Raw genomic sequence first — 24,197 nt, 5'->3', positions numbered from 1 at the left:
CAGGCGCCGCTTTTTTGCATCTACGACTCAGAAATCCAGCACGACCCCGACATTCACTCCCTGCTGCTTGAAGTCATCGTCCTTGCGGAACGTATAACCGCCACGCAGCGCCAGATCCGCCGTCAGCTTGTGACTGACACCGAGGCTCAAGCGGTTCAGGTGACTTGCCGGTGTGTAGCCTTCCAGGGTGAAGTCATTGGCCGGCAGGGTGTTGAGTGCGATGTTGACCTTCTGCACGTCATCTTCGTACTCACGCTCGTGGGCGTATTCGCCGTACACCTGGGTTTGCGCGGTGAAGTTGTACTTGCCCTGGATGCCCAGGCCCAGGCGTTTTGAATCGCGGCTCTGGTCATCGAAGGTCAGCGCGGTGGCGCGGTTGCTCTTTTCCGAGTAACCGTCGACATCGACACTGGCGTAATCGGCGCTGACAAACGGCGACAGGTGCCATTGGCTGCCCGGTTGCGCAATGTCATAGCCGAGACGCGTGCTGAACGCCCACAGGCTGCCGTCGGTATCGCCTTTCTCCGCGCCCTCGCTGGCGCCGAGGTCGAACTTGCGCTTGAGGTTGTCGTAGTCGAGTTTGCCGCCGGTCAGCGCCGCGTCGGCCCACCAGCGGTTCTGCTGGAACTGGGCAAACGCGGTGGCCATGTAGCTGTTGAGTTTGTAGTCGGAATCGTTGTGCCCGGCCTCGAGATTCTGTCGGTACAAACCGGCCGCCACGCCCACGCGCCAGGCTTCGTTCAGGCGATAGCTGCCGCCGACGTTGAGGTTGTAACCGCTGCCATCGGCACTGGCGCCGCTGCTCTGGCTGTCGACATCCAGACGTTGTCCGCCGGCCGAGACAATCGCGCGCCATTGGCCGACCGCTTGCCAGTTCTCCCAGTCCGCCTGCCATTGGTTACGCAATTCATCCTGATGCGCACGCACAGTGCCGTGGGCCATTTCCGGCAACAGGCTCAGTTCCCACGGCGCTGCCAGTAGAGAGTAGGCGTAATCGGCGATCAGTTTCTGCCCGGATTCGGTCGGGTGCACGCCATCGTTGTAGATCAGTTTGGTCGGATCCGGCGTTGCACTGTTGATCCCGTAGCGGGCGTTTTCCGGGCAGCCGCCGCCGCTGAAGCAAGTCGCGGTGAGGTTCTGATCGATGGCCAGACCGAAGCGTCCCGGGTCGGCGAAAACTTCCGACAGCAGCACCGGAATATTCAGCGGAATGACTTCGGCATTGATGCCCTGCAGGCGCGTCACCAACTGGCTGTTGAACTGGTTGGCGAGGGTGCTGCTGAATGCTTGCAGCGGCGTGCCATTGAGGGCCGGGGTCAGGCCCACGTCGGGCAGCAGCCAGACCATCACGTATTTGGCGCCGGCGGTCTGCAGGGTTTGCACGCTGTCGGCCAGGCGATCGGCTGCGGCGTTGGCCTGGGGCAGGCTGAGAATGCGGCCCTGGAGGAAGTCGTTGCCGCCACCGGAAATGTAATACAGCGCATTCGGGTCGGCGCGCAGGCCGTTCGAAGGAAGGTAACCGGGCCGCGTGCGTTCGCCAGTGGCCGACTGGGTAGTGATCGAGTCGAGAATCTGGTCGGTGCGATAACCGCCGACCGCCCAGTTGTTGCCGTCGGGTTGACCGTTTGCCGCGCGCACCGCAGAACTGGAGGAGGCTGTCTGGTCAGGCGAATAGCCCAGGCGGGCACCGAGCAGTTGCGTGGAATTCAATGAATAAACTTCGCCGCTGCCATTCTGATACACCGGCCCGGTGCGGTTGGTGTAGCGCTCGGTGGAACCCGCGGGGCCGCCGGTGTCGGCGAAGGTCCCAGCATCGTTGAGGCTGTCGCCGAACACAATGAAACTGGAATAAGGATTGGGCGCCGCATTGGCCTGGGCGCAGGCCAGTGCGAGCAAGCAACTGGCCAGCGGTACAAACAACGTCTGTCTGATCATGAGCAAGTCCGTTTATTTATTGTTGTAGGTGAACGAAACGACAGTACCAAAAACGTTCGGCATTTTGCCATCGGTCGCGAATCCTTCTGCCGTTTTATAACCCGCAGGCCCCGCCATATTGCACGGTCCGCCCAGCTAAGTTACTGTGCCGGAACGTATGAACGAGACCTTCCCCGTGTTGATCACCAGCAAACTCCTGGATCAAGTCATCAAGGCACACGCCCGCTGGCGTTGGCGCGCCTGAATCTTCTCTGCCGGCTCCGCCGGATCTGTATCGCTTTGCCTTCCTTGTCTGTTTGAAATGCCGCTGTGCTGGCGCTCTCTGCGCGTCCGACATCGCGCAGCGCCCTGCGGGCAAGTCATCTGAAGGCTGTCATCAAGTCAGAATTCAAGAGGTTCGAAACGCCATGTTGCTGATGATCGACAACTACGACTCCTTTACCTACAACGTTGTGCAATACCTCGGCGAGCTGGGTGCCGAGGTCAAAGTGGTGCGCAACGACGAACTGACCATCGCCGAAATCGAGGCGCTGAATCCCGAGCGCATCGTGGTTTCCCCCGGGCCGTGCACGCCTACCGAGGCAGGCATTTCCATCGACGCGATCAAGCACTTCGCCGGCAAACTGCCGATCCTCGGCGTTTGCCTCGGCCACCAGTCCATCGGCCAGGCCTTCGGCGGTGATGTGGTGCGTGCCCGCCAAGTCATGCACGGTAAGACTAGCCCGGTATTCCACGAGAACAAGGGCGTGTTCGCCGGCCTCAATCACCCACTCACCGTTACCCGTTACCACTCGCTGATCGTCAAGCACGACAGCCTGCCCGATTGCCTCGAGCTGACCGCATGGACCCAGCACGATGACGGCTCGGTCGACGAGATCATGGGCCTGCGTCACAAGACCCTGAACATCGAAGGCGTACAGTTCCATCCCGAATCGATCCTCACCGAGCAGGGTCATGAACTGTTTGCCAATTTCCTCAAACAAACCGGCGGCACGCGCTAAGGACTTCCCATGAATATCAAGACAGCCCTGAGCCGTATCGTCGAGCATCTCGACCTGAGCACCGAGGAAATGCGTGACGTAATGCGCGAGATCATGACCGGCCAGTGCACCGAAGCGCAGATTGGCGCGTTCATGATGGCCATGCGCATGAAGAGCGAGAGCATCGACGAAATTGTCGGCGCGGTGTCGGTGATGCGCGAGCTGGCCGATCAGGTCCAGCTGAAAACCCTCGATGGCGTGGTCGATGTGGTTGGTACCGGCGGTGACGGTGCGAACATCTTCAACGTCTCGACCGCGTCTTCCTTTGTTGTCGCGGCGGCCGGTTGCACCGTGGCCAAGCACGGCAACCGCGCAGTGTCCGGCAAGAGCGGCAGCGCCGATCTGCTGGAAGCTGCCGGCATTTACCTGAATCTGACTCCGGTACAGGTCGCGCGCTGCATCGACAACGTCGGCATCGGTTTCATGTTCGCCCAGACCCATCACAAAGCGATGAAGTACGCCGCCGGCCCGCGTCGCGAACTCGGCCTGCGCACGCTGTTCAACATGCTTGGCCCGCTTACGAATCCGGCCGGTGTGAAACATCAGGTCGTCGGCGTGTTCACCCAGACGCTATGCCGGCCACTGGCCGAAGTCTTGCAGCGGCTGGGCAGCAAGCACGTGCTGGTGGTGCATTCGAAGGACGGTCTGGATGAATTCAGCCTCGCCGCGCCGACCTTTGTCGCCGAGCTGAAGAACAACGAAATCACTGAGTATTGGGTCGAACCGGAAGACCTCGGCATGAAGAGCCAGAGCCTGCACGGCCTGTCGGTCGAAGGCCCGGAAGCTTCGCTGGCGCTGATCCGTGATGCCCTCGGCAAGCGCAAAACCGAAAACGGCCAGAAAGCTGCCGAGATGATTGTGCTCAATGCCGGTGCGGCGCTGTATGCCGCCGACCTGGCAAGCAGTCTGAAACAGGGTGTGGAGCTGGCGCACGACGCGCTGCACACCGGCCTCGCTCGAGAAAAGCTCGAGGAGCTGGGTGCCTTTACCGCGGTATTCAAAGTGGAGAATGAAGGATGAGTGTACCGACGGTTCTGGAAAACATTTTGGCGCGCAAGGTTGAGGAAGTCGCCGAGCGCAGCGCCCGGGTCAGCCTGAGCGAGCTGGAAAGTCTGGCCAAGGCGGCCGATGCACCCCGTGGTTTTGCTCAGGCTTTGCTGGCGCAAGCGAAGAAGAAGCAACCGGCCGTGATTGCTGAAATCAAAAAGGCCTCGCCGAGCAAAGGCGTAATCCGCGAAGACTTCGTGCCGGCCGACATCGCCAAAAGCTACGAGAAGGGCGGGGCGACCTGTCTGTCGGTGCTGACCGACATCGATTACTTTCAGGGCGCCGATGCCTACCTGCAACAGGCGCGCGCCGCCTGCAAATTGCCGGTGATCCGCAAGGACTTCATGATCGATCCGTACCAGATCGTTGAAGCCCGCGCGCTGGGCGCCGATTGCGTGCTGCTGATCGTCTCCGCGCTGGACGACGTGAAGATGGCCGAGCTGGCCGCGGTGGCCAAAGGCGTCGGTCTCGACGTCTTGGTGGAAGTGCACGACGGTGACGAACTTGAGCGCGCGTTGAAAACCCTCGACACGCCGCTGGTCGGGGTCAACAACCGCAACCTGCATACTTTTGATGTCAGCCTGGAAACCACCCTCGACCTGCTGCCGCGCATCCCGCGCGATCGCCTGGTGATCACCGAGAGCGGCATCCTCAATCGGGCCGACGTCGAGCTGATGGAAATCAGCGATGTGTACTCGTTCCTGGTCGGCGAAGCGTTCATGCGCGCGGAAAACCCTGGCGTTGAATTGCAGCGCTTGTTCTTTCCGGAGCGTGGTGTGCCGATCAGCGGGTCGACCCTCGACTGATATTCTTTCAGACCGAGTCGACCGTTTCGCGAGCGAGCTCGCTCCCACATTTGGAATGCATTTCCCTGTGGGAGCGAGCTTGCTCGCGAAGACGTCCTCATAACCTCTAAAGATTCCAGATCTTCCGGAGTTATCGATGTCGCTGCCAACCCCTCTGACCATCGAATCCGGCCTGCAAGCCGAACAGGACTTGCTGGCCTCGGTCTGCGCTGGCGACGCCGAATTTGGTCTGCTGTTCTGGCAACCCACCGACCGCGCCCTGGTCATGCCGCGCCGTCTCAACCGTCTTCCTCAATTCGAACACGCCTGCGAAGTTTCCGCTGCCGCTGGCTGGCCAGTCCTGCTACGTGAAACCGGCGGCGAACCGGTCCCGCAATCGGCTGCAACAATCAATATCGCACTGGTGTATGCGCCACCTCGCAGCGAAGGCGATCTGAACCGCATCGAAACCGGCTACCGCCGTCTGTGCGATCCGGTCTGTCAGTTGCTGGATGAGTTGGGTGGCACGTCGTCAGTCGGGGAAATCGACGGTGCGTTCTGCGATGGCCGCTTCAACGTCAATCTCGACGGCCGCAAGATGGTCGGCACCGCCCAGCGCTGGCGTCAGAGCCAGGGCGGACAACGTCCGGTGGGCCTGGTGCATGGGGCGATGCTGATGGAAGACGAACGCGAGTCAATGGTCGCCGCGGTCAATCGTTTCAATGAAGCCTGCGGCCTGGAGCAGCGGGTGAGGGCGCAAAGCCATATCGCCCTGCATGAAAAATTCAACGCGCCACTGGCGCTGGCGCGTCTCGATGAATTGTTTCGTTTGATGCTGGCGCAGATTTACAGCCCTTGATTCACGGGCTCAACGCGTGCCGAAGACCACCATGGTCTTGCCCTTCACGTCGACCAGATTGCGTTCTTCCAGATCCTTGAGCACGCGGCCGACCATCTCTCGCGAACAACCGACGATTCGACCGATTTCCTGACGGGTGACTTTGATCTGCATGCCGTCCGGGTGGGTCATGGCGTCCGGCTGTTTGCACAGCTCCAGCAGGCAGCGGGCGACGCGACCGGTGACGTCGAAAAACGCCAAGTCGCCGACTTTGCGCGTGGTGTTGCGCAGGCGTTGTGCGATTTGTCCGCTGAGGGCGTAAAGAATGTCTGGATCCTGCTGCGACAGTTCGCGGAACTTGGCGTAACTGATTTCTGCGGTTTCACATTCGACCTTGGCCCGCACCCAGGCGCTGCGTTCCTGCTCCTGACCTGCCTGCTCGAACAGACCCAATTCGCCGAATAAATCCCCGGCGTGGAGGTAGGCGATGATCATCTCGCGACCATCGTCGTCCTCGATGAGGATGGTCACCGAACCCTTGATGATGAAGTACAGCGTGTCCGAGCGATCGCCGGCGCAGATGATGTTGCTCTTGGCCGCGTGACGCCGGCGCTGGCAATGCATCAACAGCTTGTCGATGTTCTTGATTTTGGGTGTGGGGGTAATAGCAACCATGGTTGTATCCCGAAAAGACTGCACGGTGATGTTTGAGTTTTTATGAGGCGCTGAAGGCGGTCGCTACAGGGCTGACGAATGGGCGCCAGCGAATTGGCGCCAGCTTACCAGACACTTCGTCGAAAATTCGAGAAATTACCTACAGCCAGAAAGCATCCGTCCTAGGACGTCGTTCCTGTCGGGACAAAGTGCTGTGCTAAGCTGGCGACCCTTTTTTACAGTGGAGTCTGGGCGATGAAGGCACGCATCCAATGGGCTGGCGAAGCCATGTTCCTCGGCGAATCCGGCAGCGGTCATGTCGTGGTGATGGACGGCCCGCCGGACGCCGGTGGCCGTAACCTCGGGGTTCGTCCGATGGAAATGCTTTTGCTGGGTGTCGGCGGTTGCAGCAACTTCGACGTGGTCAGCATCTTGAAGAAGTCGCGTCAGGCCGTTGAAAGCTGCGAGGCTTTCCTCGACGCCGAGCGTGCGACTGAAGATCCCAAGGTCTTTACCAAGATCCACATGCATTTCGTGGTCAAGGGCCGCGGTCTGAAGGAAGCTCAGGTCAAGCGCGCCATCGAGCTGTCGGCCGAGAAGTATTGCTCGGCGTCGATCATGCTCGGCGCGGCTGGCGTTGCAATCACCCACGACTATGAAATCGTCGAACTCGGCTGAACCGACATTCAACTATCATAAAAGCAGTGCAGACTCTGGCGATCCCCCGCTGACGTCTGCATAATGCGCCACTTTTTTCAGGGCAGTGATCGGTCAGCCGACGGGTCATCCGCCTGAACAGATAACCAAAATCGCCATCGCGAAGAGGTGTTAACCGTCCTACGCAGGTGCGTTGTTCGCACTTGACGGGCATGCTTGATCACGCGGCCGCGCCGCATACATAGAGAGTTTTTAACGGTGAAAAGCAAACTCAAGCTCCACGGGTTCAATAACCTGACAAAGACCTTGAGCTTCAACATCTATGACATCTGCTACGCGGAGACCCCGCAAGACCAGCAGGCTTACGTCGAGTACATCAATCAAGAGTACAACGCGAAACGCCTGACGCAGATTCTCACAGAAGTTGTCGAGATCATTGGTGCCAACATCCTGAACATCGCCAGTCAGGACTATGAACCCCAGGGCGCCAGCGTCACGATTCTGATTTCGGAAGAGCCGGTGACCCCGACTGACAGCCAGATCGAAGAATCGCCGGGCCCGTTGCCCGAAATCATTCTGGCCCACCTCGACAAGAGCCACATCACGGTGCACACCTATCCGGAAATCCATCCGGACGACGGTATTGCGACCTTCCGTGTGGATATCGACGTGTCGACCTGTGGTGTCATTTCACCGCTCAAAGCGCTCAACTTCCTCATTCACCAGTTCGATTCGGACATCGTGACCGTGGATTATCGTGTGCGCGGCTTCACCCGTGACGTTGAAGGCAACAAACACTTCATCGACCACGAGATCAACTCGATCCAGAACTACCTCTCCGAAGACACCCGCGACGCGTACCAGATGACCGACGTGAACGTGTACCAGGAAAACCTGTTCCACACCAAAATGCTGCTGAAGAACTTCGAACTGGACAACTACCTGTTCGGCGACGCGACCAGCAACCTCTCGCCCGAGCAACGTGCCCAGGTGACCGACCGTGTGAAACACGAAATGCTGGAAATCTTCTACGCGCGCAACATGCCGACCTAAGATTACCGGACACAAAAAAGGCGACCTCCTGGTCGCCTTTTTCATGCCTCACACAAAACCCCTGTGGGAGCGAGCCTGCTCGCGAAGAGGCCATCAGCACCGACACAGATCTCAGATCCGATAAGTACTCTTGGTCATCACCTTCGCCAACAAACTCATGCCGAATTTCACCGGCGCCGGAAAACGAAACCCGCCCGCATCCAGGGCACTTTCCGCATGGTGTTCTTCATCGATGCGCATCTGCTCGAGAATCGCCCGGGACTTCTCGTCTTCGGCCGGCAATTGCTCCAAATGTTCGTTCAAGTGCTTGCACACCTGATGCTCGGTCGCCGCAACGAAACCAAGACTGACCTTGTCACTGATCAGCCCGGCCACCGCGCCGATGCCGAACGACATGCCGTAAAACAGTGGATTCAGCACGCTGGTGTGGCTGCCCAGCTGATGGATGCGCTGCTCGCACCAGACCAGATGATCGACCTCTTCTTCAGCCGCGTGCTCCATGGCTTCGCGTACCTGCGGCAACTTGGCCGTCAGCGCCTGGCCCTGATACAGCGCCTGGGCGCAAACTTCACCGGTGTGGTTGATGCGCATCAGACCGGCGACATGGCGGGTGTCTTCATCGCTCATCTGCGTATCCGGCTGCAGAATCGCCGGCGACGGGCGGTACGGCTGGCCACTGAAGGGCAACAGCGTGCGCATCGCGGCATCGGCTTGCAGCAGCAGACGGTCTATGGGCGAGTAGTGACGTTGGGTAGTCATGCTGACCTCCGGGAAGAATCTCGGCGGCCAGTTTAACCGAATCGGCCGGCGAGGGTTTGTGCTGGGTCACTTGCTGGGCGGTCAGGTTTTTTGTGGGAGCGAGCCTGCTCGCGAAAGCGGATTATCGGATACTGAAGTGTTGAATGTATCGGCGCCTTCGCGAGCAGGCTCGCTCCCACAGTGAGTTGTCGCCAATCAGCCCGGCGGCCAATTCATCTGGCGCTGCCCCAGCACGTGCATATGAATGTGATAGACAGTCTGCCCGCCAAGTTCATTGCAGTTCATCACCACGCGGAAGCCTTCTTCGCAACCCAGCTCCAGCGCTAGGCGCTGGGCGGTGAACAGGATGTGCCCGGCCAGCGCCTTGTCGTCTTCGGTCAGGTCATTGAGCGTGCGCACCGGTTTCTTCGGGATCACCAGAAAGTGCACCGGAGCCTGGGGGGCGATGTCGTGGAAGGCCAGAACCTGGTCGTCCTCGTAAATGATCTTCGCCGGGATTTCCCGGTTGATGATCTTGGTGAACAGAGTATCCACTGCTGTTTCTCCGTTGAGTTGGGCTGAAATGAGTGTACCGCTGCGAAGTTGTCTTGCTAGCGGGGGCAGTAAGCTTTATTGACCATGCCGACAATCGTCCGGTTAAGCCAGCGCGAACCCAGTCGCGGCAGGAACGCCAGCCAGCGGTTGCGTCGTCCCGGAATGATGATCGCGCGGTTTTTTTCCAATGCACGTACGGCATGCAGCGCCACTTCTTCCGGACTCATCAGCGAGTGGCTGCTTTCGATCTTTTCGCTAGTCATCTGCGCCGTACGGAAGAACGGTGTGCGCGTGGGCCCGGGGCACAGTACCGAGACTTTCACGCCGCTTTGTTTGAGCTCCACGCGCAAGGCTTCGGAAAAATGCAGCACATACGCTTTGCTGGCGTAGTACGTGCTCATCCACGGGCCGGGGCTGTACGCGGCCACCGAGGCGACGTTGAGAATCTGCCCGCCGCCCAGCAGCGCCATGCTGTTACCCAGCGCATGGCAGAGGCGGGTGAGGGCGAGGATATTGACCTCTATGAGGTCCTGCTCGGTCATCCAGTCTTGCGCGAGAAAGGGCCCGCAGGTGCCGATGCCGGCGCAATTGACCAGCAGATCGATCTGCCGGTCGCCTTCTTCCAACTCCAGCAAAAAGCCGGACAGGCGTAACGGTTCGCCGAGATCGCAGGCACGAAACAACACTTCGACATCGAAGCGCTGGGTCAGCTCGATGGCGATACTTTCCAGCTGATCACGCTGTCGTGCCACCAGAATCAGGCTGCGGCCGCGCCGGGCCAGTGCTTCGGCCATGGCCAGGCCGATGCCGCTGGAAGCGCCAGTGATCAGAGCGTAACGGGTCATGCAGTTCTCCATCGCAACAGCTCCGCGCCGGCGACGCGGTTGTCGCGGCGAAGAGCGCTGTTCATTCTTGCGCAGAGTCTACAGGGGCCTGCGCCGGTTCGGCTGCCTCGTCGGCGGAAATCGCTGGCGGTTCGACGACCTCAACTTCGTCGGTGATCACCGAGCCGCTGTCATAGCTGCTCTCCAGATTGCTTTCATATTCTTCCTGCACGGCCGAGAAACCGCCAAGCAGGCCTGCGGCAAAAATCAGTGCGAAGAATACGATCCACAACGAGCACAGCACTTTGACCGCCGTGCTGTTCGGCGGAGGTGGTGGGCCATAGCGGTTGGCGCCGGTATTGCCGGGAACAACCATGATCACCAGTGGGAAGAAGCTGCCCACGAACGGCACCAGATTCAACAGCCACAGCCAGCCCGACCAGCCGATATCGTGCAGGCGCTGAACGCTGAACAGAATGCTGACGATCATGAAGCCAATGAACAGGAATACCGCCAGGATCCCGCCGAGGATCAGGCCTGTGGTCGAGTCGCCATTGACCAGGCCCAAGGCAATCAAGGCGAACACACCGACGATGGGCAGGGTCACTAGGCTCAAGACCATGGTCCAGGCCAGAAAGCGCAAGCGACCGATACGGCCTTCGACGCTGAATGGCTTGAGCGTAGCAAACGCTGGCAGGCTTTCTCCGACGTTCGCCCGAGGTGGTGCGTAAGGCGAATCCGGCTCAGCCACAGCTGCCGGGTTGTCATGAACATCCGCCAGATTGAGCTCGATGGCCGTTTCCGCTTCTATACGCGCATCGATCCCGGTTTTGTTCAACGCTTGCAGATATGTCTGCGCATCGCTGTGGGACAGATCACGCTTGAGGGCGACGGCGCGGCCACTGAACAGGCGCTCGATGGCAGCCACATCGCTTTTGAACAGATCCGCCAGATTCAGCTTGGCTGTGGTGATGTCGACGCCGGGTTGCAGCGCGCCGTCGAAGACGATCTTGTAACGGGGTTCGCTCATGGCCGAGGCATCCTTGTCGCGATTGGGTTTGCTGTATTCAGTTCAATGCCAGTCTGCCAGCGACTGGTCGGGGTATCTTCAGCGCGGCCAGCGTTGTGGCAGCTGTGCGGCGCGCGTTTGAGCTTGACGATATTCACCATCCAGCCTTGCGATCAACTGATCGACGCTCGGCAGGTCGTCAATCTGTCCTACGCCCTGGCCTGCCGACCATACGGTCTTCCAGGCTTTGGCTTCATCGTTGATCGGCTTGAGCTTGTCGCCGAAATTCACCTCGCCTTTGCCTTGCAGGGCTGCCATGTCGAAACCGGCCGCCTCCAGACTCTGGCGCATGAAACTGGCCGGCACTCCCGACACCGCTGGAGTATGAATGATGTCGGCAGCCTTGGCTGTCAGCAGCATCTCTTTATAAGCGTCAGGCGCGTGACTTTCAGTGGTGCCGATAAATCGCGTGCCGAAGTAGGCCAAATCCGCGCCGAGCAGCTGCGCGGCGAGAATCTCATGGCCGTGGTTCAAACATCCTGCAAGCAACAGCGTCTTGTCGAAAAACTCGCGGATCTCGGCAATCAGCGCAAACGGGCTCCAGGTGCCAGCATGCCCGCCGGCGCCGGCCGCGACGGCAATCAGCCCGTCGACACCGGCTTCAGCGGCTTTCTCGGCATGGCGCCGCGTGGTCACGTCGTGAAAAACCAGACCTCCGTAGCTGTGCACCGCGTCGACCAGTTCCTTCACTGCGCCGAGGCTGGTGATAACAATCGGTACCTTGTGCTCGACGCAGATGTCCAGATCCGCCTGCAGTCGCGGGTTGCTGTGATGAACGATCAGGTTCACCGCATAAGGGGCCGGATTATCCAGCGTCGCCAGGCCCGCTTCGATCTGTTCCAGCCAAGCCTTGAACCCACTGCTTTCGCGTTGGTTCAGAGCCGGAAAACTGCCGACCACGCCGTTGCGGCAGCAGGCGAGCACCAGTTCCGGATTGGAGATCAGAAACATCGGCGCTGCTACTACGGGCAGACGCAGACGTTGTTCGAGCAGAGCGGGCAGCGACATTGTGAACCCCAGGGATCTGTATCGATTGAAGTTAGAACGGCTTGATCACGACCAGAATTACGATAGCCAGCAATATCAGAACCGGCACTTCATTGAACCAGCGATAAAAGACATGGCTGCGGGTGTTTTCGCCACGGGCAAAGCGTTTTACCTGCGCGCCACACATATGGTGGTAACCGATCAGCAGCACGACCAGGGTCAGTTTGGCGTGGATCCAGCCGCCCTGGCTGAAAAGGCTTGGGTTGAGGTAGATCAGCCAGCCACCGAAGATCAGCGTGGCGATCATCGCCGGGCCCATGATGCCGCGGTACAGCTTGCGCTCCATGACACTGAAGCGTTCCTGGCTGATCGTGTCTGCGCTTTGCGCGTGGTAAACGAAAAGGCGGGGCAAGTAGAACAGCCCGGCAAACCAGCAGACGACGCTGACAATGTGAAACGCTTTGAGCCATAGATAGAGCATTTTTGGTTATTCCCTCATTCACGGTAGCCAGATAGTAGAGGCTTGAGCGTCCGCGCGTCACCTTGGCGGTTGTCGCAGGCGCGCGCGGCCCCTATTATCGACGGCTTTCCAGTGGGTTCGTTGAGGGCAGGTTTATGGTCAAGGTCGGTATCGTCGGCGGCACGGGTTACACCGGTGTCGAACTGCTGCGTCTGTTGGCACAGCATCCGCAGGCAGAAGTGGTCGTCATCACTTCCCGATCCGAGGCCGGTCTGGCCGTGGCTGACATGTACCCGAACCTGCGTGGCCACTACGACGGCCTTGCGTTCAGCGTACCGGACGAGAAAACCCTCGGCGCCTGCGATGTGGTGTTCTTCGCCACGCCACATGGTGTGGCACACGCCTTGGCAGGCGAGCTGCTGGCGGCGGGTACCAAGGTCATCGACCTGTCCGCCGACTTCCGTCTGCAAGATGCTGATGAGTGGGCCAAGTGGTATGGCCAGCCACACGGCGCCCCGGAATTGCTGGACGAAGCGGTCTATGGTCTGCCGGAAGTCAATCGCGAGCAAATCAGGAAAGCGCGCCTGATCGCGGTGCCCGGTTGCTATCCGACCGCAACGCAGTTGGGTTTCCTGCCATTGCTGGAAGCCGGTCTGGCCGACGCATCGCGTTTGATCGCCGACTGCAAATCCGGTGTCAGTGGTGCCGGGCGTGGTGCGGCTGTAGGTTCTTTGTACTCCGAGACGTCGGAAAGCATGAAGGCCTATGCGGTAAAAGGTCATCGTCACCTGCCGGAAATTCGCCAGGGCCTGCGTCGGGCGGCGGGCAAGGATGTCGGCCTGACCTTCGTCCCGCACCTGACGCCGATGATTCGCGGCATCCACTCCACGCTCTACGCGACAGTAGCGGATCGCTCGGTTGATCTGCAGGCACTGTTCGAAAAGCGCTATGCCAACGAACCGTTCGTCGATGTCATGCCAGCCGGCAGTCACCCGGAAACCCGTAGCGTGCGCGGCGCCAACGTGTGCCGCATCGCCGTGCATCGTCCACAGGATGGCGACCTCGTAGTCGTGCTCTCGGTGATCGACAATCTGGTCAAGGGCGCCTCGGGCCAAGCGGTGCAGAACATGAACATCCTGTTCGGCCTGGACGAGCGCTTCGGCCTGTCCCACGCCGGCATGCTTCCTTAAAAGCAGCTACGAGCTTCAAGTCACAAGCGACAAGAGATCAGAGGCAAGCTTGAAGCTCACCGCTTGAAGCTTGCCGCTGCTCCTCTAATAGTTGACCAATTTTCTAGGACAAGCGGATAATGCGCGTCATCACGCATTATGGCGGCGTAACGCCGGGAGATAGTCAGCATGAGCGTCGAATCCTTCACCCCCACGGCTTTGCAATTCACTCAAGGTGCTGCGCACAAGGTGAAGAGCCTGGTCGATGAAGAGGGGAATGATCGCTTGAAGCTGCGCGTATTCGTTACGGGCGGCGGTTGTTCAGGGTTTCAATACGGTTTCACCTTCGATGAAGACGTGGCCGATGACGACACCATTGTCGAGCGCGAAGGCGTGAGCCTGGTGGTCGATCCGATGAGCTTCCAGTACCTGGCCGGTGCCGAGGTGGATTATCAGGAAGGTCTGGAAGGTTCGCGCTTCGTGATCAAAAACCCGAATGCCACAACGACTTGTGGTTGCGGGTCGTCGTTCTCGATCTGATCGCACTTCACTGCACACAACAAAACGCCGCAGAACCTTTCGGTTTTGCGGCGTTTTTGTATCTGAAGCTTATGCCGGGTAGATGGCGCCGAGTACGCGCAGGCCGCGAGCACCGGTGACGCTTGGCCGGTTAGCAGCGATGCCTTCGAGGCAGCAATGAGCCAGCCAGGCGAAGGCCATGGCTTCTACCCAGTCCGGATCCACGCCGTGAGTTGCGGTGCTGGCGACCTTTGTGTCCGGCAGTAGATCCGCCAGGCGTTTCATCAACGTGGCGTTATGCGCGCCGCCGCCACAGACCAGCAGTTCCATCGTGTCCGATTGAGCACTTTGCAGCGACTCGACGATGGTCAGCGCCGTCAATTCGAGCAGCGTGGCCTGAACGTCTTCGGCTGCGAAGGTTGGCAGGTTCGAAAGATGCTGTTCCAGCCATGGCAGATTGAAGACTTCCCGGCCGGTACTTTTCGGGCCTTTGGTGACGAAGAACGGGTCGCTTAGCAGTGCCGTGAGCAGGGCTGGTTCAACCTTGCCGGTCGCTGCCCATTTGCCGTCCCGGTCATAGTTTTCGCCGCGTTGCCGGTGAATCCAGGCGTCCATCAGAACATTCCCCGGGCCGCAGTCGAAACCGGCTACAGGTTTGCTTGGCTCAATCAGGCTGAGATTGCTGAATCCGCCGACATTCAAGACTGCCTGGTTACCGCTACGCTCTTCAAACAACGCTTCGTGAAACGCTGGCACCAGAGGTGCACCTTGACCTCCCGCCGCAACATCGCGGCTGCGGAAATCACTGACGACGGTAATACCGGTCAACTCAGTCAGCAGAGCTGGATTGCCGATCTGCACGGTAAAACCACGCGCCGGTTCATGGCGAATGGTCTGACCGTGGCTGCCGATGGCACGGATGGCATCGGGCTTGAGTTGTTGTTGCGCGAGGAGGGCGTGAATACCTGACGCGGCAAGGTCAACCCAGTGTTGCTGGGCAATCGCCGAGCGGGCGATCTCGTCGGCGCCGCTGGCGCACAAGCCAAGCAGCTCGGCGCGCAGGGATTCAGGCATTGGCAGGTAGTGGGTGGCGATCAGTTTGATCGCCGAGGTCTGCTCGATCAGGGCGATGTCCAGCCCGTCGAGACTGGTTCCGGACATCACACCGATATACAGGGCCATGACTTAGCGCTTGCTCGAAGCCAGCATCGTGGCCTTCTCTTGGTCCATGCGCGCCATCAGCGGCTGGCTTTGCGCAAGGAAGCGTGCGCGTTCGGACTTGGCGATCGGATCGGCCATCGGCAGCTTCTGGCCCAGCGGATCGACGTGAACGCCGTTGACCTGGAACTCATAGTGCAGATGCGGGCCGGTGGAGAGGCCGGTGGTACCGATGTAGCCAATGACTTGACCCTGCTTGACAGTGCCGCCGGTTTTCACGCCTTTGGCGAAGCCCTGCATATGGCCATAGAGCGTACGATAAGTGTTGCCGTGCTGAATGATTACGGTATTGCCATAACCACCACGACGGCCGGCCAGCAACACTTTGCCGTCGCCGGCAGCCTTGATCGGCGTGCCCCGTGGCGCTGCATAGTCGACGCCTTTGTGGGCGCGAATCTTGTTGAGAATCGGGTGTTTGCGGCCCATGGAGAATTTCGAGCTGATGCGGGCGAAGTCAACCGGCGTACGGATGAAGGCCTTGCGCATGCTGTTGCCGTCAGCCGTGTAGTAGCTGCTGTTGCCTTGTTTGTTGGTGTAGCGAACGGCGGTGTAGGTCTTGCCGCGGTTGGTAAAGCGCGCGGACAGGATCGGGCCGGTGCCGACCGCTTTGCCGTTGATGACTTTCTGCTCGTAGATCACATCGAATTCGTCGCCCTGACGAATGTCCTGGGCGAAGTCGACGTCGTAGCCGAAGACGCTGGCCATATCCATGGTCAGGCTGTGAGAAAGGCCGGCACGCGCAGCCGACTGCGACAGTGAACTGTTGATCACGCCGTGAACGTACGCGGTGCGCACGGTTGGCTTGGCGGTAATGCGGTTGAAGGAGTAGCCCTTGTCGTTCTTGGTCAGGGTGATGGTTTCAACGTCGCTGACCTTGCTGTGCAGACTGGTCAACTGGCCTGCCGGATCCAGTTCGAATTCGAGTTTCTGGCCACGCTTGAGCTGGCTGAACTGTTTGGCTTGCTTGTCGCTTGCCAGTACTTCGTGCACGGAGGCTGCTGGGAGGCCGACTTTTTCAAACAGGGTAGACAGCGTATCGCCTTTGGAAACCACGACTTCGCGGTGACCAGGCTCTTTCGGTTTTTCAGCAGGTGCAACAGTTGCCGGCGCCGTTTCAGCGGTTTGCGCAGCGTTTTCGGCGCTGTTTTCGATTTGTGCGAACGGGGAAGCTGCGGGTTCGTTTGTGGCTTGAGCCGCATCAGCAGCGTCTTGATCTTGTGTCAGTTGTTCAGCAGGACTTTCCAGTTCAAGACTCAGAGTCGTCTTTTTGGCTTCAACATCGCTGGAGGGAAATACCAGCAGCGCCAGGCTGAGAAGGGCGGCGATTCCACTTGCGGCGAGCAGGTGGGTCTTCGGGTAAAGCGGGGGCGCTTTAGACGGTTCAGTGGTCATAGGTAATTTTTGACTTTGAAATAGATGAATTGGAAAAGATGAATGACATGATGAAGATGAAATAACTGTATAAAATATAACCAAATCATCGTTGAAGCAAGTCTGCAGACCTCGGGTCTGTGGATTGGTGTCCGTGCGCCGGGCAAAACTTGTAATTGGTGCGCGTTCTTGTATGGTTGGTTCCCTTTGAATCTGAGCCTTGCGGGTCTGTTATGAAGTCGGTTGAAGAGCAGCTAGCGCTGATTAAACGTGGTGCGGAAGAACTGTTGGTCGAGTCCGAGCTGGTCGAGAAGCTCAAGCGTGGCCAACCGCTGCGTATCAAGGCTGGTTTCGACCCAACCGCTCCGGACCTGCATCTGGGTCATACGGTGCTTATTAATAAGCTGCGTCAGTTTCAGGAGCTGGGGCATCAGGTGATCTTCCTTATAGGTGACTTCACCGGGATGATCGGTGATCCGAGTGGCAAGAGCGCCACGCGTCCGCCGCTGACGCGTGAGCAGGTTCTCGAAAATGCCGAGACCTACAAGACTCAGGTTTTCAAGATTCTTGATCCGGCGAAAACCGAAGTTGCCTTCAACTCCACTTGGATGGACAAGATGGGGCCGGCGGATTTCATTCGTCTGACTTCGCAATACACCGTGGCCCGCATGCTTGAGCGCGATGACTTCGACAAGCGTTACACCGCCAACCAGCCAATCGCTATTCACGAGTTTCTCTATCCGTTGGTTCAGGGTTATGACTCGGTCGCGCTGCGCGCGGATGTCGAGCTGGGCGGTACTGACCAGAAATTCAACCTGCTGATGGGGCGCGAGCTGCAGCGTGGTTATGGTCAGGAAGCTCAGTGCATTCTCACCATGCCATTGCTGGAAGGTCTGGATGGCGTGAAGAAGATGTCCAAATCGCTGGGCAACTACGTCGGTATCCAGGAGGCGCCGGGCGTCATGTACAGCAAGCTGGTTTCCATTCCGGATGCGCTGATGTGGCGTTACTTCGAGTTGCTCAGCTTCCGCTCGATGGATGAGATCAACTCATTCCGGGCTGACGTTGAGGCTGGCGCGAACCCGCGTGATATCAAGATCAAGCTGGCTGAAGAGATCGTTGCGCGTTTCCATGGTGAAGAGGCAGCGGCAAATGCTCACCGTGGCGCTGGCAACCGCATGAAAGATGGCGAGCTTCCGGATGACTTGCCTGAGGTTGAGCTGGCTTCGGCTGAGGACATGCCAATCGCTGCCGTCCTTAATAAGGCTGGCCTGGTGAAGAACTCGGCGGCGGCGCGTGATCTGTTGGCGGCGGGTGGGGTGCGCGTTGATGGTGAAGTGGTTGATCGCTCCTTTATATATGTACTGGGCGCGACTCACGTTTGCCAGGCCGGCAAGAAGGCTTTTGCACGCATCACGCTGAAATCTGAATAAAGTTGGAATTAGGGGTTGACGGCGAATTTTAGAGGTCTATAATTCGCCCCACTTCCGGCGCAGTCGAAACGGAAAACTCCTTGAGATTCAAAGAGTTACGCAGTTTTCGACAGCGGCTTGCTTCAGATCATCGAAGTTTGGAAGGAGTTGAAGGAGTGGTGATGTTTGGCTCTTTTAACGGTTCGATCTTCTCGGTCGAAAGCGGAGAAAAAGAGGTGTTGACAGCAGCGATTAACGCTGTAGAATTCGCCTCCCGCTAACGAGAGATCGGAAGCGCAAGTGGTTGAAGTTGTTGAAGAATTCTTCGAAAACTTCTGAAAATAATCACTTGACAGCAAATGAGGCTGCTGTAGAATGCGCGCCTCGGTTGAGACGAAAGATCTTAACCAACTGCTCTTTAACAACTGAATCAAGCAATTCGTGTGGGTGCTTGTGCAGTCAGACTGGTAGTCAACAAGATTATCAGCATCACAAGTTACTCCGCGAGAAATCAAAGATGTAACCAACGATTGCTGAGCCAAGTTTAGGGTTTCTTAAAAACCCAAAGATGTTTGAACTGAAGAGTTTGATCATGGCTCAGATTGAACGCTGGCGGCAGGCCTAACACATGCAAGTCGAGCGGATGAAAGGAGCTTGCTCCTGGATTCAGCGGCGGACGGGTGAGTAATGCCTAGGAATCTGCCTGGTAGTGGGGGACAACGTTTCGAAAGGAACGCTAATACCGCATACGTCCTACGGGAGAAAGCAGGGGACCTTCGGGCCTTGCGCTATCAGATGAGCCTAGGTCGGATTAGCTAGTTGGTGAGGTAATGGCTCACCAAGGCGACGATCCGTAACTGGTCTGAGAGGATGATCAGTCACACTGGAACTGAGACACGGTCCAGACTCCTACGGGAGGCAGCAGTGGGGAATATTGGACAATGGGCGAAAGCCTGATCCAGCCATGCCGCGTGTGTGAAGAAGGTCTTCGGATTGTAAAGCACTTTAAGTTGGGAGGAAGGGTTGTAGATTAATACTCTGCAATTTTGACGTTACCGGCAGAATAAGCACCGGCTAACTCTGTGCCAGCAGCCGCGGTAATACAGAGGGTGCAAGCGTTAATCGGAATTACTGGGCGTAAAGCGCGCGTAGGTGGTTTGTTAAGTTGGATGTGAAATCCCCGGGCTCAACCTGGGAACTGCATCCAAAACTGGCAAGCTAGAGTATGGTAGAGGGTGGTGGAATTTCCTGTGTAGCGGTGAAATGCGTAGATATAGGAAGGAACACCAGTGGCGAAGGCGACCACCTGGACTGATACTGACACTGAGGTGCGAAAGCGTGGGGAGCAAACAGGATTAGATACCCTGGTAGTCCACGCCGTAAACGATGTCAACTAGCCGTTGGGAGCCTTGAGCTCTTAGTGGCGCAGCTAACGCATTAAGTTGACCGCCTGGGGAGTACGGCCGCAAGGTTAAAACTCAAATGAATTGACGGGGGCCCGCACAAGCGGTGGAGCATGTGGTTTAATTCGAAGCAACGCGAAGAACCTTACCAGGCCTTGACATCCAATGAACTTTCCAGAGATGGATTGGTGCCTTCGGGAACATTGAGACAGGTGCTGCATGGCTGTCGTCAGCTCGTGTCGTGAGATGTTGGGTTAAGTCCCGTAACGAGCGCAACCCTTGTCCTTAGTTACCAGCACGTTAAGGTGGGCACTCTAAGGAGACTGCCGGTGACAAACCGGAGGAAGGTGGGGATGACGTCAAGTCATCATGGCCCTTACGGCCTGGGCTACACACGTGCTACAATGGTCGGTACAAAGGGTTGCCAAGCCGCGAGGTGGAGCTAATCCCATAAAACCGATCGTAGTCCGGATCGCAGTCTGCAACTCGACTGCGTGAAGTCGGAATCGCTAGTAATCGCGAATCAGAATGTCGCGGTGAATACGTTCCCGGGCCTTGTACACACCGCCCGTCACACCATGGGAGTGGGTTGCACCAGAAGTAGCTAGTCTAACCTTCGGGAGGACGGTTACCACGGTGTGATTCATGACTGGGGTGAAGTCGTAACAAGGTAGCCGTAGGGGAACCTGCGGCTGGATCACCTCCTTAATCGACGACATCAGCTGCTGCATGAGCTCCCACACGAATTGCTTGATTCACTGAAGAAGACGATAGAAGCAGCCCGAAATTGGGTCTGTAGCTCAGTTGGTTAGAGCGCACCCCTGATAAGGGTGAGGTCGGCAGTTCGAATCTGCCCAGACCCACCAATTTTGTGTGGGAAACGCCTGTAGAAATACGGGGCCATAGCTCAGCTGGGAGAGCGCCTGCCTTGCACGCAGGAGGTCAGCGGTTCGATCCCGCTTGGCTCCACCACTACTGCTTCTGAAGTTTGAAAGCTTAGAAATGAGCATTCCACCGGTTCGGTGATGAATGTTGATTTCTAGTCTTTGACTAGATCGTTCTTTAAAAATTTGGGTATGTGATAGAAAGATAGACTGAACGTTACTTTCACTGGTAACGGATCAGGCTAAGGTAAAATTTGTGAGTTCTCTTAGTTGAGAAATTCGAATTTTCGGCGAATGTCGTCTTCACAGTATAACCAGATTGCTTGGGGTTATATGGTCAAGTGAAGAAGCGCATACGGTGGATGCCTTGGCAGTCAGAGGCGATGAAAGACGTGGTAGCCTGCGAAAAGCTTCGGGGAGTCGGCAAACAGACTTTGATCCGGAGATGTCTGAATGGGGGAACCCAGCCATCATAAGATGGTTATCTTGTACTGAATACATAGGTGCAAGAGGCGAACCAGGGGAACTGAAACATCTAAGTACCCTGAGGAAAAGAAATCAACCGAGATTCCCTTAGTAGTGGCGAGCGAACGGGGACTAGCCCTTAAGTGGCTTTGAGATTAGCGGAACGCTCTGGAAAGTGCGGCCATAGTGGGTGATAGCCCTGTACGCGAAAATCTCTTAGTCATGAAATCGAGTAGGACGGAGCACGAGAAACTTTGTCTGAATATGGGGGGACCATCCTCCAAGGCTAAATACTACTGACTGACCGATAGTGAACTAGTACCGTGAGGGAAAGGCGAAAAGAACCCCGGAGAGGGGAGTGAAATAGATCCTGAAACCGTATGCGTACAAGCAGTGGGAGCAGACTTTGTTCTGTGACTGCGTACCTTTTGTATAATGGGTCAGCGACTTATTTTCAGTGGCGAGCTTAACCGAATAGGGGAGGCGTAGCGAAAGCGAGTCTTAATAGGGCGTCTAGTCGCTGGGAATAGACCCGAAACCGGGCGATCTATCCATGGGCAGGTTGAAGGTTAGGTAACACTGACTGGAGGACCGAACCGACTACCGTTGAAAAGTTAGCGGATGACCTGTGGATCGGAGTGAAAGGCTAATCAAGCTCGGAGATAGCTGGTTCTCCTCGAAAGCTATTTAGGTAGCGCCTCATGTATCACTGTAGGGGGTAGAGCACTGTTTCGGCTAGGGGGTCATCCCGACTTACCAAACCGATGCAAACTCCGAATACCTACAAGTGCCGAGCATGGGAGACACACGGCGGGTGCTAACGTCCGTCGTGAAAAGGGAAACAACCCAGACCGTCAGCTAAGGTCCCAAAGTTATGGTTAAGTGGGAAACGATGTGGGAAGGCTTAGACAGCTAGGAGGTTGGCTTAGAAGCAGCCACCCTTTAAAGAAAGCGTAATAGCTCACTAGTCGAGTCGGCCTGCGCGGAAGATGTAACGGGGCTCAAACCATACACCGAAGCTACGGGTATCATCTTCGGATGATGCGGTAGAGGAGCGTTCTGTAAGCCTGTGAAGGTGAGTTGAGAAGCTTGCTGGAGGTATCAGAAGTGCGAATGCTGACATGAGTAACGACAATGGGTGTGAAAAACACCCACGCCGAAAGACCAAGGTTTCCTGCGCAACGTTAATCGACGCAGGGTTAGTCGGTCCCTAAGGCGAGGCTGAAAAGCGTAGTCGATGGAAAACAGGTTAATATTCCTGTACTTCTGGTTATTGCGATGGAGGGACGGAGAAGGCTAGGCCAGCTTGGCGTTGGTTGTCCAAGTTTAAGGTGGTAGGCTGAGATCTTAGGTAAATCCGGGATCTTAAGGCCGAGAGCTGATGACGAGTTACCCTTTGGGTGACGAAGTGGTTGATGCCATGCTTCCAAGAAAAGCTTCTAAGCTTCAGGTAACCAGGAACCGTACCCCAAACCGACACAGGTGGTTGGGTAGAGAATACCAAGGCGCTTGAGAGAACTCGGGTGAAGGAACTAGGCAAAATGGCACCGTAACTTCGGGAGAAGGTGCGCCGGTGAGGGTGAAGGACTTGCTCCGTAAGCTCATGCCGGTCGAAGATACCAGGCCGCTGCGACTGTTTATTAAAAACACAGCACTCTGCAAACACGAAAGTGGACGTATAGGGTGTGACGCCTGCCCGGTGCCGGAAGGTTAATTGATGGGGTTAGCTAACGCGAAGCTCTTGATCGAAGCCCCGGTAAACGGCGGCCGTAACTATAACGGTCCTAAGGTAGCGAAATTCCTTGTCGGGTAAGTTCCGACCTGCACGAATGGCGTAACGATGGCGGCGCTGTCTCCACCCGAGACTCAGTGAAATTGAAATCGCTGTGAAGATGCAGTGTATCCGCGGCTAGACGGAAAGACCCCGTGAACCTTTACTATAGCTTTGCACTGGACTTTGAATTTGCTTGTGTAGGATAGGTGGGAGGCTTTGAAGCGTGGACGCCAGTTCGCGTGGAGCCATCCTTGAAATACCACCCTGGCAACTTTGAGGTTCTAACTCAGGTCCGTTATCCGGATCGAGGACAGTGTATGGTGGGTAGTTTGACTGGGGCGGTCTCCTCCTAAAGAGTAACGGAGGAGTACGAAGGTGCGCTCAGACCGGTCGGAAATCGGTCGTAGAGTATAAAGGCAAAAGCGCGCTTGACTGCGAGACAGACACGTCGAGCAGGTACGAAAGTAGGTCTTAGTGATCCGGTGGTTCTGTATGGAAGGGCCATCGCTCAACGGATAAAAGGTACTCCGGGGATAACAGGCTGATACCGCCCAAGAGTTCATATCGACGGCGGTGTTTGGCACCTCGATGTCGGCTCATCACATCCTGGGGCTGAAGCCGGTCCCAAGGGTATGGCTGTTCGCCATTTAAAGTGGTACGCGAGCTGGGTTTAGAACGTCGTGAGACAGTTCGGTCCCTATCTGCCGTGGACGTTTGAGATTTGAGAGGGGCTGCTCCTAGTACGAGAGGACCGGAGTGGACGAACCTCTGGTGTTCCGGTTGTCACGCCAGTGGCATTGCCGGGTAGCTATGTTCGGGAAAGATAACCGCTGAAAGCATCTAAGCGGGAAACTTGCCTCAAGATGAGATCTCACTGGAACCTTGAGTTCCCTGAAGGGCCGTCGAAGACTACGACGTTGATAGGTTGGGTGTGTAAGCGCTGTGAGGCGTTGAGCTAACCAATACTAATTGCCCGTGAGGCTTGACCATATAACACCCAAGCAATTTGCTGACCTGAGAAGGCACCAGATTGCGGTGTGTGAAGACGAAACGAACCGAAAGTTCGAAACGCACAAACACCAGCTGTCACATACCCAATTTGCTGAAGCGAGACCATCTGGTCACGAGTCAGTACCCGAATTTCTTGACGACCATAGAGCGTTGGAACCACCTGATCCCATCCCGAACTCAGCAGTGAAACGATGCATCGCCGATGGTAGTGTGGGGTTTCCCCATGTGAGAGTAGGTCATCGTCAAGATTAAATTCCGAAACCCCAATTGCGAAAGCAGTTGGGGTTTTGTTTTGCCTGCGAGAAATGTGTCCGCTTGATTTCTATGCA

19 protein-coding genes, 2 tRNA genes and 3 rRNA genes are annotated in these 24,197 nt (G+C 57.2%); 14 read left to right on the top strand and 10 right to left on the bottom strand.

The window, feature by feature from the left end:
• Positions 1 to 27: 27 nt before the first annotated feature.
• Complete coding sequence (gene estP, locus ACZZZ4_RS06135) at positions 28 to 1,935, bottom strand: esterase EstP (protein WP_463547434.1); 1,908 nt, start codon at positions 1,933 to 1,935, stop codon at positions 28 to 30.
• 407 nt (positions 1,936 to 2,342) lie between these two features.
• Here estP and ACZZZ4_RS06130 point away from each other — a divergent pair, with 407 nt between their 5' ends.
• The 4 genes from ACZZZ4_RS06130 to ACZZZ4_RS06115 all read left to right on the top strand — a co-directional run bounded on the left by ACZZZ4_RS06130 (position 2,343) and on the right by ACZZZ4_RS06115 (position 5,666).
• Positions 2,343 to 2,936: an aminodeoxychorismate/anthranilate synthase component II gene (locus ACZZZ4_RS06130; protein WP_463547433.1), complete on the top strand. Its 594-nt coding sequence runs from the start codon at positions 2,343 to 2,345 to the stop codon at positions 2,934 to 2,936.
• Positions 2,937 to 2,945: 9 nt separating this feature from the next.
• The gene (gene trpD, locus ACZZZ4_RS06125; RefSeq protein WP_039757740.1) at positions 2,946 to 3,995 is read left to right on the top strand and encodes an anthranilate phosphoribosyltransferase; all 1,050 of its coding nucleotides are present in this window, start codon (positions 2,946 to 2,948) and stop codon (positions 3,993 to 3,995) included.
• Positions 3,992 to 4,828 (top strand): indole-3-glycerol phosphate synthase TrpC, encoded by an 837-nt coding sequence (trpC, locus tag ACZZZ4_RS06120; protein ID WP_150743524.1) that lies wholly within the window; start codon positions 3,992 to 3,994, stop codon positions 4,826 to 4,828. Before trpD ends, trpC begins: the two co-directional genes overlap by 4 nt.
• A 136-nt stretch (positions 4,829 to 4,964) precedes the next feature.
• The gene (locus ACZZZ4_RS06115; RefSeq protein ID WP_463547432.1) at positions 4,965 to 5,666 is read left to right on the top strand and encodes a lipoate--protein ligase family protein; all 702 of its coding nucleotides are present in this window, start codon (positions 4,965 to 4,967) and stop codon (positions 5,664 to 5,666) included.
• 9 nt (positions 5,667 to 5,675) lie between these two features.
• Here ACZZZ4_RS06115 and crp read toward each other — a convergent pair whose 3' ends face one another.
• A complete protein-coding gene (gene crp / locus ACZZZ4_RS06110) occupies positions 5,676 to 6,320 on the bottom strand; it encodes a cAMP-activated global transcriptional regulator CRP (RefSeq protein WP_463547431.1) in 645 nt (214 codons plus the stop codon).
• A gap of 234 nt (positions 6,321 to 6,554) precedes the next feature.
• Between crp and ACZZZ4_RS06105 the strand changes: the two genes are divergently transcribed.
• Positions 6,555 to 6,977, top strand: a complete 423-nt coding sequence (locus ACZZZ4_RS06105) for an OsmC family protein (protein ID WP_016772921.1) — start codon at positions 6,555 to 6,557, stop codon at positions 6,975 to 6,977.
• A 237-nt stretch (positions 6,978 to 7,214) separates the two neighbouring features.
• Complete coding sequence (gene speD / locus ACZZZ4_RS06100) at positions 7,215 to 8,009, top strand: adenosylmethionine decarboxylase (RefSeq protein ID WP_024014530.1); 795 nt, start codon at positions 7,215 to 7,217, stop codon at positions 8,007 to 8,009.
• A gap of 111 nt (positions 8,010 to 8,120) precedes the next feature.
• On the opposite strand, the gene coq7 is transcribed toward speD, so the two are convergent.
• The 6 genes from coq7 to hemJ all read right to left on the bottom strand — a co-directional run bounded on the left by coq7 (position 8,121) and on the right by hemJ (position 12,663).
• Positions 8,121 to 8,768 carry a 2-polyprenyl-3-methyl-6-methoxy-1,4-benzoquinone monooxygenase gene (gene coq7 / locus ACZZZ4_RS06095; protein WP_039757746.1) on the bottom strand — a complete coding sequence of 216 codons (648 nt, stop codon included), beginning with the start codon at positions 8,766 to 8,768 and terminating at the stop codon, positions 8,121 to 8,123.
• Positions 8,769 to 8,963: 195 nt separating this feature from the next.
• Positions 8,964 to 9,302: a histidine triad nucleotide-binding protein gene (locus tag ACZZZ4_RS06090; RefSeq protein WP_017128660.1), complete on the bottom strand. Its 339-nt coding sequence runs from the start codon at positions 9,300 to 9,302 to the stop codon at positions 8,964 to 8,966.
• A 56-nt stretch (positions 9,303 to 9,358) separates the two neighbouring features.
• On the bottom strand, positions 9,359 to 10,147 hold the full coding sequence (locus ACZZZ4_RS06085) for an SDR family NAD(P)-dependent oxidoreductase (RefSeq protein ID WP_039757750.1): 789 nt from the start codon (positions 10,145 to 10,147) through the stop codon (positions 9,359 to 9,361).
• Positions 10,148 to 10,208: 61 nt separating this feature from the next.
• Positions 10,209 to 11,156 carry a DUF805 domain-containing protein gene (locus tag ACZZZ4_RS06080; protein WP_463547430.1) on the bottom strand — a complete coding sequence of 316 codons (948 nt, stop codon included), beginning with the start codon at positions 11,154 to 11,156 and terminating at the stop codon, positions 10,209 to 10,211.
• A 78-nt stretch (positions 11,157 to 11,234) separates the two neighbouring features.
• On the bottom strand, positions 11,235 to 12,203 hold the full coding sequence (locus tag ACZZZ4_RS06075) for an NAD(P)H-dependent flavin oxidoreductase (RefSeq protein ID WP_463547429.1): 969 nt from the start codon (positions 12,201 to 12,203) through the stop codon (positions 11,235 to 11,237).
• Positions 12,204 to 12,234: 31 nt separating this feature from the next.
• The gene (gene hemJ / locus ACZZZ4_RS06070) at positions 12,235 to 12,663 is read right to left on the bottom strand and encodes a protoporphyrinogen oxidase HemJ (protein ID WP_463547428.1); all 429 of its coding nucleotides are present in this window, start codon (positions 12,661 to 12,663) and stop codon (positions 12,235 to 12,237) included.
• A gap of 134 nt (positions 12,664 to 12,797) precedes the next feature.
• Between hemJ and argC the strand changes: the two genes are divergently transcribed.
• Positions 12,798 to 13,832 carry an N-acetyl-gamma-glutamyl-phosphate reductase gene (argC, locus tag ACZZZ4_RS06065; protein ID WP_463547427.1) on the top strand — a complete coding sequence of 345 codons (1,035 nt, stop codon included), beginning with the start codon at positions 12,798 to 12,800 and terminating at the stop codon, positions 13,830 to 13,832.
• A 168-nt stretch (positions 13,833 to 14,000) separates the two neighbouring features.
• Positions 14,001 to 14,351, top strand: coding sequence for an iron-sulfur cluster insertion protein ErpA (gene erpA, locus ACZZZ4_RS06060; protein ID WP_007918905.1), 351 nt, complete (start codon positions 14,001 to 14,003; stop codon positions 14,349 to 14,351).
• A 69-nt stretch (positions 14,352 to 14,420) separates the two neighbouring features.
• Here the strand turns inward: erpA and ACZZZ4_RS06055 are convergent, their stop codons facing one another.
• Together ACZZZ4_RS06055 and ACZZZ4_RS06050 are read right to left on the bottom strand one after the other, a co-directional pair.
• Positions 14,421 to 15,512, bottom strand: a complete 1,092-nt coding sequence (locus ACZZZ4_RS06055; protein WP_463547426.1) for an anhydro-N-acetylmuramic acid kinase — start codon at positions 15,510 to 15,512, stop codon at positions 14,421 to 14,423.
• A 3-nt stretch (positions 15,513 to 15,515) separates the two neighbouring features.
• Positions 15,516 to 16,940 carry a peptidoglycan DD-metalloendopeptidase family protein gene (locus ACZZZ4_RS06050; RefSeq protein WP_463547425.1) on the bottom strand — a complete coding sequence of 475 codons (1,425 nt, stop codon included), beginning with the start codon at positions 16,938 to 16,940 and terminating at the stop codon, positions 15,516 to 15,518.
• 212 nt (positions 16,941 to 17,152) lie between these two features.
• Between ACZZZ4_RS06050 and tyrS the strand changes: the two genes are divergently transcribed.
• From tyrS to rrf, 6 genes are all read left to right on the top strand, one after another.
• Complete coding sequence (gene tyrS / locus ACZZZ4_RS06045) at positions 17,153 to 18,352, top strand: tyrosine--tRNA ligase (protein WP_463547424.1); 1,200 nt, start codon at positions 17,153 to 17,155, stop codon at positions 18,350 to 18,352.
• 553 nt (positions 18,353 to 18,905) lie between these two features.
• Positions 18,906 to 20,442 (top strand): 16S ribosomal RNA (locus ACZZZ4_RS06040).
• Positions 20,443 to 20,523: 81 nt separating this feature from the next.
• Positions 20,524 to 20,600, top strand: a tRNA-Ile gene (locus ACZZZ4_RS06035).
• 30 nt (positions 20,601 to 20,630) lie between these two features.
• Positions 20,631 to 20,706: transfer RNA gene (locus ACZZZ4_RS06030), tRNA-Ala, on the top strand.
• A 247-nt stretch (positions 20,707 to 20,953) separates the two neighbouring features.
• Positions 20,954 to 23,847, top strand: a 23S ribosomal RNA gene (locus ACZZZ4_RS06025).
• Between the two features lie 153 nt (positions 23,848 to 24,000).
• Positions 24,001 to 24,116: ribosomal RNA gene (gene rrf / locus ACZZZ4_RS06020) — 5S ribosomal RNA — on the top strand.
• The 16S, 23S and 5S rRNA genes sit together here with 2 tRNA genes alongside, the layout of an rRNA operon.
• The last annotated feature ends 81 nt before the right edge of the window (positions 24,117 to 24,197 follow it).

The sequence above is a fragment of the Pseudomonas sp. AC252 genome (genome assembly GCF_979258105.1).
Note: the sequence above shows the minus strand (reverse complement) of the source record. Positions and strands in the feature narration are given on the sequence as shown.

Coding starts and splice junctions, on each gene's coding strand:
- estP (WP_463547434.1), bottom strand. CDS start 1,935: ATGATCAGACAGACGTTGTTTGTACCGCTGGCCAGTTGCTTGCTCGCA.
- ACZZZ4_RS06130 (WP_463547433.1), top strand. CDS start 2,343: ATGTTGCTGATGATCGACAACTACGACTCCTTTACCTACAACGTTGTG.
- trpD (WP_039757740.1), top strand. CDS start 2,946: ATGAATATCAAGACAGCCCTGAGCCGTATCGTCGAGCATCTCGACCTG.
- trpC (WP_150743524.1), top strand. CDS start 3,992: ATGAGTGTACCGACGGTTCTGGAAAACATTTTGGCGCGCAAGGTTGAG.
- ACZZZ4_RS06115 (WP_463547432.1), top strand. CDS start 4,965: ATGTCGCTGCCAACCCCTCTGACCATCGAATCCGGCCTGCAAGCCGAA.
- crp (WP_463547431.1), bottom strand. CDS start 6,320: ATGGTTGCTATTACCCCCACACCCAAAATCAAGAACATCGACAAGCTG.
- ACZZZ4_RS06105 (WP_016772921.1), top strand. CDS start 6,555: ATGAAGGCACGCATCCAATGGGCTGGCGAAGCCATGTTCCTCGGCGAA.
- coq7 (WP_039757746.1), bottom strand. CDS start 8,768: ATGACTACCCAACGTCACTACTCGCCCATAGACCGTCTGCTGCTGCAA.
- ACZZZ4_RS06085 (WP_039757750.1), bottom strand. CDS start 10,147: ATGACCCGTTACGCTCTGATCACTGGCGCTTCCAGCGGCATCGGCCTG.
- ACZZZ4_RS06080 (WP_463547430.1), bottom strand. CDS start 11,156: ATGAGCGAACCCCGTTACAAGATCGTCTTCGACGGCGCGCTGCAACCC.
- ACZZZ4_RS06075 (WP_463547429.1), bottom strand. CDS start 12,203: ATGTCGCTGCCCGCTCTGCTCGAACAACGTCTGCGTCTGCCCGTAGTA.
- hemJ (WP_463547428.1), bottom strand. CDS start 12,663: ATGCTCTATCTATGGCTCAAAGCGTTTCACATTGTCAGCGTCGTCTGC.
- argC (WP_463547427.1), top strand. CDS start 12,798: ATGGTCAAGGTCGGTATCGTCGGCGGCACGGGTTACACCGGTGTCGAA.
- erpA (WP_007918905.1), top strand. CDS start 14,001: ATGAGCGTCGAATCCTTCACCCCCACGGCTTTGCAATTCACTCAAGGT.
- ACZZZ4_RS06055 (WP_463547426.1), bottom strand. CDS start 15,512: ATGGCCCTGTATATCGGTGTGATGTCCGGAACCAGTCTCGACGGGCTG.
- ACZZZ4_RS06050 (WP_463547425.1), bottom strand. CDS start 16,940: ATGACCACTGAACCGTCTAAAGCGCCCCCGCTTTACCCGAAGACCCAC.
- tyrS (WP_463547424.1), top strand. CDS start 17,153: ATGAAGTCGGTTGAAGAGCAGCTAGCGCTGATTAAACGTGGTGCGGAA.